The sequence below is a fragment of the Streptomyces sp. NPDC000151 genome (assembly GCF_040301705.1).
Taxonomy (GTDB): domain Bacteria; phylum Actinomycetota; class Actinomycetes; order Streptomycetales; family Streptomycetaceae; genus Streptomyces.
The window spans coordinates 22,414-29,574 of record NZ_JBEPFC010000088.1; the positions used below are offsets into that span (position 1 = coordinate 22,414).

8 protein-coding genes are annotated in these 7,161 nt (G+C 72.6%); 4 read left to right on the forward strand and 4 right to left on the reverse strand.

Annotated features, from left to right (window positions below; translation table 11 throughout):
* Positions 1 to 76 precede the first annotated feature (76 nt).
* Positions 77 to 514: a GlcG/HbpS family heme-binding protein gene (locus ABT381_RS22955; RefSeq protein WP_351597406.1), complete on the forward strand. Its 438-nt coding sequence runs from the start codon at positions 77 to 79 to the stop codon at positions 512 to 514.
* 17 nt (positions 515 to 531) lie between these two features.
* Here the strand turns inward: ABT381_RS22955 and ABT381_RS22960 are convergent, their stop codons facing one another.
* Positions 532 to 1,116 (reverse strand): DUF2269 domain-containing protein, encoded by a 585-nt coding sequence (locus ABT381_RS22960; protein ID WP_351597408.1) that lies wholly within the window; start codon positions 1,114 to 1,116, stop codon positions 532 to 534.
* A gap of 151 nt (positions 1,117 to 1,267) precedes the next feature.
* On the opposite strand from ABT381_RS22960, the gene ABT381_RS22965 reads away from it, so the two are divergent.
* The 3 genes from ABT381_RS22965 to ABT381_RS22975 all read left to right on the forward strand — a co-directional run bounded on the left by ABT381_RS22965 (position 1,268) and on the right by ABT381_RS22975 (position 4,926).
* Entirely contained in the window at positions 1,268 to 1,897 is a 630-nt protein-coding gene (locus ABT381_RS22965; RefSeq protein ID WP_351597410.1) for an HAD family hydrolase, read from the forward strand.
* 425 nt (positions 1,898 to 2,322) lie between these two features.
* A complete protein-coding gene (locus tag ABT381_RS22970; RefSeq protein ID WP_351597413.1) occupies positions 2,323 to 3,849 on the forward strand; it encodes a globin domain-containing protein in 1,527 nt (508 codons plus the stop codon).
* A gap of 339 nt (positions 3,850 to 4,188) precedes the next feature.
* Positions 4,189 to 4,926 (forward strand): pyridoxamine 5'-phosphate oxidase family protein, encoded by a 738-nt coding sequence (locus ABT381_RS22975; RefSeq protein ID WP_467754183.1) that lies wholly within the window; start codon positions 4,189 to 4,191, stop codon positions 4,924 to 4,926.
* A 106-nt stretch (positions 4,927 to 5,032) separates the two neighbouring features.
* Here the strand turns inward: ABT381_RS22975 and ABT381_RS22980 are convergent, their stop codons facing one another.
* The 3 genes from ABT381_RS22980 to ABT381_RS22990 all read right to left on the reverse strand — a co-directional run.
* Complete coding sequence (locus ABT381_RS22980; protein WP_351597419.1) at positions 5,033 to 5,512, reverse strand: NUDIX domain-containing protein; 480 nt, start codon at positions 5,510 to 5,512, stop codon at positions 5,033 to 5,035.
* Between the two features lie 152 nt (positions 5,513 to 5,664).
* Positions 5,665 to 6,561 (reverse strand): LysR family transcriptional regulator, encoded by an 897-nt coding sequence (locus ABT381_RS22985; protein WP_351597422.1) that lies wholly within the window; start codon positions 6,559 to 6,561, stop codon positions 5,665 to 5,667.
* 236 nt (positions 6,562 to 6,797) lie between these two features.
* Positions 6,798 to 7,161: PLP-dependent transferase (locus ABT381_RS22990; RefSeq protein WP_351597425.1), on the reverse strand; the 364-nt coding region annotated here is incomplete at its 5' end.

The following is a 7,161-nucleotide window of genomic DNA, read 5'->3' on the forward strand; positions in this document are numbered from 1 at the left end:
TCGGCTTCCCCCCCCCAGCCCTTTCCCTCTCATCAAGCAGCACTCTCACCCCCCCCACCCCAAGGAGCACCACCCCATGACCACCCCCGACACCATCCCCGCCGTCCGCCCGCTCACCACCGGGGACGTCGATGCCCTCGTCGAGGCCGCGCGGCGGGCCGCCGACGGTGAAGGCGTACGCGGCAGCGTCACCGTGCTGGACGCCGGCGGCCACCTGCTCGGCTTCCGGCGGGACGACGACGCCGTGCTGATCTCGGGGGAGACCAGCACCCGCAAGGCGTACACCGCGCTGCAGCTGGATGCGCCCACCGCTGACCTGGTCGACCTGGTCCGTCCGGACGGCCTCTTCCACACGCTGCCGACCGCGCTCGACCGGCCGCTGCTGTTCATCGCGGGTGGCGTACCGCTGCACCGCGACGGCCGGCTGATCGGCGCCATCGGCTTCGGCGGCGGCGCGCCGGAGCAGGATCACCGGATCGCCGTCGCCGCCCGTCGGGCCGCCGGCCTGGAGTGATCACTCCCCTGCGGTGATCACTCCACGGCCGCCCGGCCTGCCTTCTCCGGCCGCCGCCCGCGCTTCCCGCGCAGGCGGCGGCCGCGGGCTGTCATCCCCCAGGGCTTCAGTACGGAGACCGCGGTCAGGAAGACGTACAGCGTGAGCGCGACGGCCGGTGCCACGACGAGGTCGGTCTCCGGGGGCACCGGCCGGCCCGCCACCACCGCGCCGGCCGCGGCGTTGATCTGCGTACGCAGCGCGAGGACGGTGGCGACGACCGCGCCCAGCGTCAGCCAGAACTTGGTGACCACCCACCGGTACCGGGCCAGCCCCCACGGCGTGCCGAGCGACAGTACGAGGCCGGAGATCAGGGTGAGCAGCGCGAGCGGAATGATCAGCCAGTCGATGAAGATCTTCATCGAGCGGTAGGCGGCCGCGGCGAGTTCCGTGGCGTCGGCCGTTCCCGAACCGGTCACCGCGCCGGTTTCACGTGAAACACCCGCGGTCGATGCCGCGATGCCGAGCGCCAGCAGGCCGAGCGTCAGCCCGAGCCAGCCGACGGAGACGACGACGTGGACGACGAGGGTGGCCCGGCGCGCGGGACGGCTGAGCTGCTGCATGTCCCCACCGTCGCGCCCGGTGGCCCGCGGCGCGTCTGACGGCGGGAGTATCCGCCCGTACGCGCGGACGAGTACGGACAGCCGTACCGGCCGGATCCGGCCGACGCGCCCCGGCCCACCCGTCCCGCGTACGACGGCCTACCCTCGCCCCATGGCCAAGCTGCACCTCTTCGACCTGGACGGAACGCTGCTCTACCGGTCCGCCGCCGCCGTGGAGATCGCGCGGCAGCTCGGGCTGGAGCGGGAGACCGGCGAGCTGGAGCGCGCCTTCGCGGCCGGTGAGCTGACTCCGCCGCGCTTCGCACAGCTGGCCTGCGACCTGTGGACCGAGCTGACCCACGCCGACGTCGCGGCCGCTTTCGAGGCGGCGCCCTGGCTGGCCGGTATCCGGGACGTATGGGCCGACATCCGCGAGCGCGGGGAGCGCTGTGCGGTGATCTCCCTGTCGCCGTCGTTCTTCGTGGACCGGCTGCTGGTGTGGGGCGCCGACGCGGCGTACGGCTCGCGCTGGCCGGCCGTGCCGTTCCGGGAGCGGGTGGACCCGGCCGGCATCCTGTCCGCCGGGGCCAAGGTGCGGATCGCCGACGAGCTCTGCGCGTCCTTCGGGCTGAGCCGGGCGGACTGCGTGGCGTACGGGGATTCCCGCTCCGACGCGGAACTGTTCGCGGCCGTCCCGTCGTCCGTGGCGGTGAACGCGGACCATCACGTCAGCGAGCTCGCGACCTTCGCGTACGGGGGACGGGACTTGCGGGAGGCGTACGCGCTGACGCTCGGCGGGTAGGCCGTCGGGCGAGTCGGCCCACCGGCTCGCTCCACCGGCCACGCCACCGGCTCACCGGCCGATTCACCCGGAACTCACCCGGGCTTCACCGGGGCGTCGGCGAGCTGCCGCGGAACGGGACTTGTGGATTCGACCGCTGCCGGTATGGTCGACTCCGGTCCACCGGGCGGGCGCGCCGTGGGACAGCCGGGCGTACGTCGGGAGTCCGCCAGCCTACCGGCAACGAGCCGCTCGTTGCCGGGACTTCAGGCTGTTCGTCCGTCCGTACGGGCGCGGGCTGACATGCTGCGGAGGCGTGCGGAGACGGGAACCGCGGTGGATGTGACACCAGTCGGAGCTGCCCCGCTTTCGCGGGTATTGCCCGGCCAGCGGTTGCCGATCAAGAATGCGAAGACGTTCCACGACCGTTCGAGGCGAGGCAGACCATGGACGCTCCGACCACCGAGTCGGCCGGTAACGGCGCCGACGGTGACAGTGGCGCATGGGGTTGGTTCACTCCCTCTCCCGCCAAGTCACCGGAAGAGCCCACCGAAACAACCGCATCAGCCGCATCGGCCGCATCGGCCGCATCGACCGAATCCCCGGGCAGGTCGGCGGGGAATCCGGTACATCCGGACGCGCCCGCGGAATCTCCGGCAGCCGCCCAGGCCGCTCCTCCGACCGCTCCCCGTGCGACTCCGCAAGCCGCTCCTCGGACGGCCGGTCGGACCGCCACGCTCCCGCCCCGCCGTGAGGTCCCGGCTGCGGCCGGGCCCGTGCCGGAGTCCGCGCTGGAGGCGTCGGTCCGTACGCAGCGGCCCATGGCGACCGAGGCGTCCGCCGACGCGCTGCTCATCCGGCGCACGATGGCGGAGATCGAGCCGGTGGCGGAGCAGGTCACCTCGTACTTCTACGCGCTCCTTTTCGTCCGCCACCCCGACCTGCGCCAGCTCTTCCCGGTCTCGATGAACGAGCAGCGCGACCGGCTGTTCAAGGCGCTGCTCACCGCCGCCCAGCGGGTCGACGACGACGCGTCGCTCACCGAGTTCCTGGCACACCTCGGTCGCGGCCACCGCAAGTACGGCACGCTGCCCGAGCACTACCCGGCCGTCGGCGAGTGCCTGCTCGGCGCGCTCGCCCGGTACGCCACGCTCAGCTGGGACCGCGAGGCCGAGGCCGCCTGGATCCGCGCGTACACCAGGATCTCGCAGATCATGATCGACGCCGCCGCCGAGGACGAGGCCACCGCGCCCGCCTGGTGGGAGGCCGAGGTGGTCGCGCACGAGCTGCGCACGTCCGACATCGCGATCGTGACCGTGCGGCCCGACCAGCCGTACCCGTTCCTCGCCGGGCAGTACACCAGCGTGGAGACGCCCTGGTGGCCGCGGGTGTGGCGGCACTACTCCTTCGCCTCGGCGCCGCGCTCGGACGGCCTGCTCTCGTTCCACGTCAAGGCGATACCCGCGGGCTGGGTCTCGGGTGCGCTGGTGCACCGGGCGCGGCCGGGCGACGTCATCCGGCTCGGCCCTCCGGGCGGCTCGATGACCGTCGACCACACCACCGACAACGGCCTGCTGTGCCTGGGCGGCGGTACGGGCATCGCGCCCATCAAGGCACTGGTCGAGGACGTCGCCGAGCACGGCCGACGGCGTCCGGTGGAGGTGTTCTACGGCGCCCGCAGCGACCACGACCTGTACGACATCGACACCATGCTGCGGCTGGAGCACGCCCATCCCTGGCTGTCCGTACGCCCGGTGGTCTCCAGCGGACCGACGGGCGGTGTGTACAGGAGCATCAGCGGGCGGCTGCCGGACGCGGTGCGGGAGTACGGACCGTGGGGCGAGTACGACGCGTACGTGTCGGGGCCGCCCGGCATGATCCGCAGCGGTGTGGACGCGCTGGTCGGCGTCGGCGTACCGTCGGACCGCATCCGGCACGACGCCGTTGAAGAGCTCGTCGCGGCGGGAGAGTAGTACTTGAGCACCGAAGACAGCAGCCGCTGGGGTCACTCGGGCGAGCCCGCGGGCCCGTATCCGGACGAGTACGCGGTCCAGTACCCGGGCCGGTACGCGAGCGAGTACCCGGATGTGTACACCTATGAGCGGCCCAGCCCGGCTGCGCCCACGCACGAGCGGCCCGGTCCGGCTTCGCAGACGTACGAGCCGTCCGGTCCCGAGACGCATGCGCACGAGCGGTCCGGCCGGACCCCACGCGTGCCCGAGCAGTCCGCCGTGCGGCCGGTGCCCAGCTGGGCCGTCGACGAACCGGCCGAGCGGCCCGGCAGCGACGGCGAGCACCTCGTGCAGCAGCGGATGGGGACGACCGACCGCGCCGACCGCTTCTACCGCGATCAGGTCCTGGACCATCTCAACGCGCGGATGCGGGAGTTCGTCGGCCGTCAGGAGATGTTCTTCCTGGCGACCGCGGACGGGAGCGGCGAGTGCGACTCGACCTTCCGCGCCGGACCGCCCGGCTTCGTGCGGGTGCTGGACGAGCGCACCCTGATCTACCCCGAGTACCGCGGCAACGGCGTGCTGGCCTCCCTCGGCAACCTCTCCGAGAACCCGCGGCTGGGCATCCTCTTCGTGGACTTCCTGCGCGACCGGATCGGCCTGCACGTGAACGGGCGGGCCTGGGTCGTCCCGGACGAGGAGATGCGGGTGCGCCACCCCGATCTGCCGGTCGACCCGGTGCCCGGGCGGCGTGCACAGCTGTGGGTGGCGGTCGAGGTGGAGGAGGCGTACATCCACTGCGCCAAGCACATACCCCACCTGCAGAAGGCCCCCCGGCAGGAGCGTGGCGACCGGGCCTGGGGCACGGACGACGTGAAGCGCAAGGGCGGCGATTTCTTCGGCGCGGCGGCCGACGCGGCCGACCGGGCCCCCTACCGTCGTCGGGAAGAGACGCCGGAGACGCCGGCGGAACCGGCGCCGACCGGTCCCCGTACGCGCTACCCCTCTTCCTTCCAGGAGGAGGCGGAGCGAGTACTGGCGCTCGTGCAGCAGCGGGCACCGGCGGACTCCGGCGACTTCCGCGGCTGGTTCGGCTAGCCGATCGGAGAGCAGTCGATCCCTGTTTCACGTGAAACGTGAGGGAAACGGCACGATGCGGACGCGGATGTTTCACGTGAAACGGACGGTCCGCGCGGGGTGGCTGTCAGCCCAGGTCGGGTGCGTGCAGCGCCCGGACGCCCTCGATGTTGGCGTCGAGGTAGTGCCGCAGCGAGAGCGGTACGACCTCGACGGAGGCGATCCCGACGCGGGTGAACGGCACCCGCACGATCTCGTACTCCCCGCACGGCTCTTCCACCTCGGGGCCGTGCCGCCGGCTCAGATCCATGGAGTCGAGCCGGCAGACGAAGAAGTGCTGCACCTTCACGCCGTCCACGCCGCCGTCCGTGACGTGCTCGACCGTGTCGACGAAGACCGGGACGACGTCCTTGACCTTGGCGCCCAGCTCCTCGTCCACCTCCCGGTGGAGGGCGTCGATCACGGTGGCGTCCTCGGGCTCCACGCCGCCGCCCGGCGTGATCCAGTACGGGGCCCGCTCCGGCTTGGTGCGCTTGATCAGGATGAGGTCCTCACCGTCGAGCAGGATCGCGCGGGCGGTGCGTTTGACGACTGGCCGTACGGTCATAGGGGACAGATGCCGCTTTCGACGGCTGGTGAAACCCGCGTCTTGCGGGGCGCGTGACATCCAGCCGCGGAGACGCCGGATACGCCCCGGTCAGTGCCGGAACGAACCCCTCCGAGCCGCTCATCAGCGCGGCACGCACCCCTGCCCGCTGCTCACCAGGCCGCCGCGGCCCGCAGCAGCCACTCGTGCGCGCGGGCGATGTGCGGCAGGGCGAGCGTGCCGGTACGGACGACGAGGAAGTACGTGCGCAGCGGCGGTACCGGCGGGTCCAGCAGCGAGACCACCTCGCCGCGGTCGAGCGCCGGCGCGGCGAGGTAGCGCGGTACGACGGCGAGCCCGGCCCCGGCCGCCGCGCAGGCCAGTACCGCGCGCAGATCGGCGGCTATGACGGCGGCGGGGGCCGTGGGCCGGGTGTCGAAGACGGCGGACCAGTAGCGGGTGACCAGCGGCAGGCTCTCGTGGACCTCGACCACCGGTACGGAGTCGAGGGCCTGCGGGGCGCGCTCCAGGAGGTCGGCGGGGCCGCCGAGCCGGTCCGCCCAGCGGGGCGCGGCGACCAGGACGTGTTCCTCGTCGCACAGCGGGGTCGCGGTGAGCAGGCCGCCGCGCGGCCGGGCGGTGGTGACGGCGAGGTCGTGGTGGCCGGCGGCGAGCCCGGTGAGCAGCTCCTCGGCGGAACCGAAGGAGGTGCGGACGGCGAGGCCCCGGTCGATGAGCGGGGCGAGCGCCGGGAGGGCGCGTTCGGCGGCGAATTCCGGGGGCCCGGCGAGATGGAGGGTGCGGGTGACGGATTCCTCGTCGAGTCCGGCTTCGGTGATCTCGGTGAGCGCGTCGAGGTGCGGGGCGATCTTGTGGGCGAGTTCGTCGCCGACGGTGGTGGCGATGACCCCGCGCGGCCGGCGCAGGAACAGCGGGCGGCCGAGCTGGCGCTCCAGCGACCGTATCTGACTGGTCACCGCGGGCTGGGAGAGTCCGAGGAGGGCGGCGGCGCGGGTGAAGGAGCCGGCCCGGTGCACAGTGACGAAGGTGCGCAACAGCGCCAGATCCATCCATACCCCCTTCTCCTGAGAAGCCTGCTGGAGGGCCAACTATAAATTTGTCGATAGGGCTGTGTCGCTAGCGTGATTGGACACTGACGCTGAGTCAACTAGCCTTGATTGTGCGGTTCGTTGCGCATTGAACCGACGGCGGTCCGAGCCAAGAGGGGGGAGGCTCGGACCGTCTGCTGTGCGTACGGCCGGTCCCGGCCGAGCGGGCCCGCCGACCGGAGCCGTACCGGGCGGTACTAGCCCCGTGCGTCCCCGTCCAACGCCCCGTCCAGGGCCCGGAGTACGTCCGCGACCAGGTCTTCCGGGTCCTCGGCGCCGACGGAGAAGCGGACGAACCCGTCCGGTACGGCATCGCCGCCCCACCGTCCGCGTCGCTCGGCCGTCGACCGTACTCCGCCAAAACTCGTCGCGTCGTCCACCAGCGTCAGTTCGGCCAGAAAACGTTCCGCGTGCGCCCTGTCCGGCAGGACGAAGGAGACGACGCAGCCGAAGCGCCCGGGGCGCATCTGGGCCACCGCGCCCGCGTGCGCGGAGTCGGTCGGCAGCCCTGGGTGGCGTAGCCCCGTGACCTCGGGGCGGTCGCGCAGCGCCTCGGCGAGC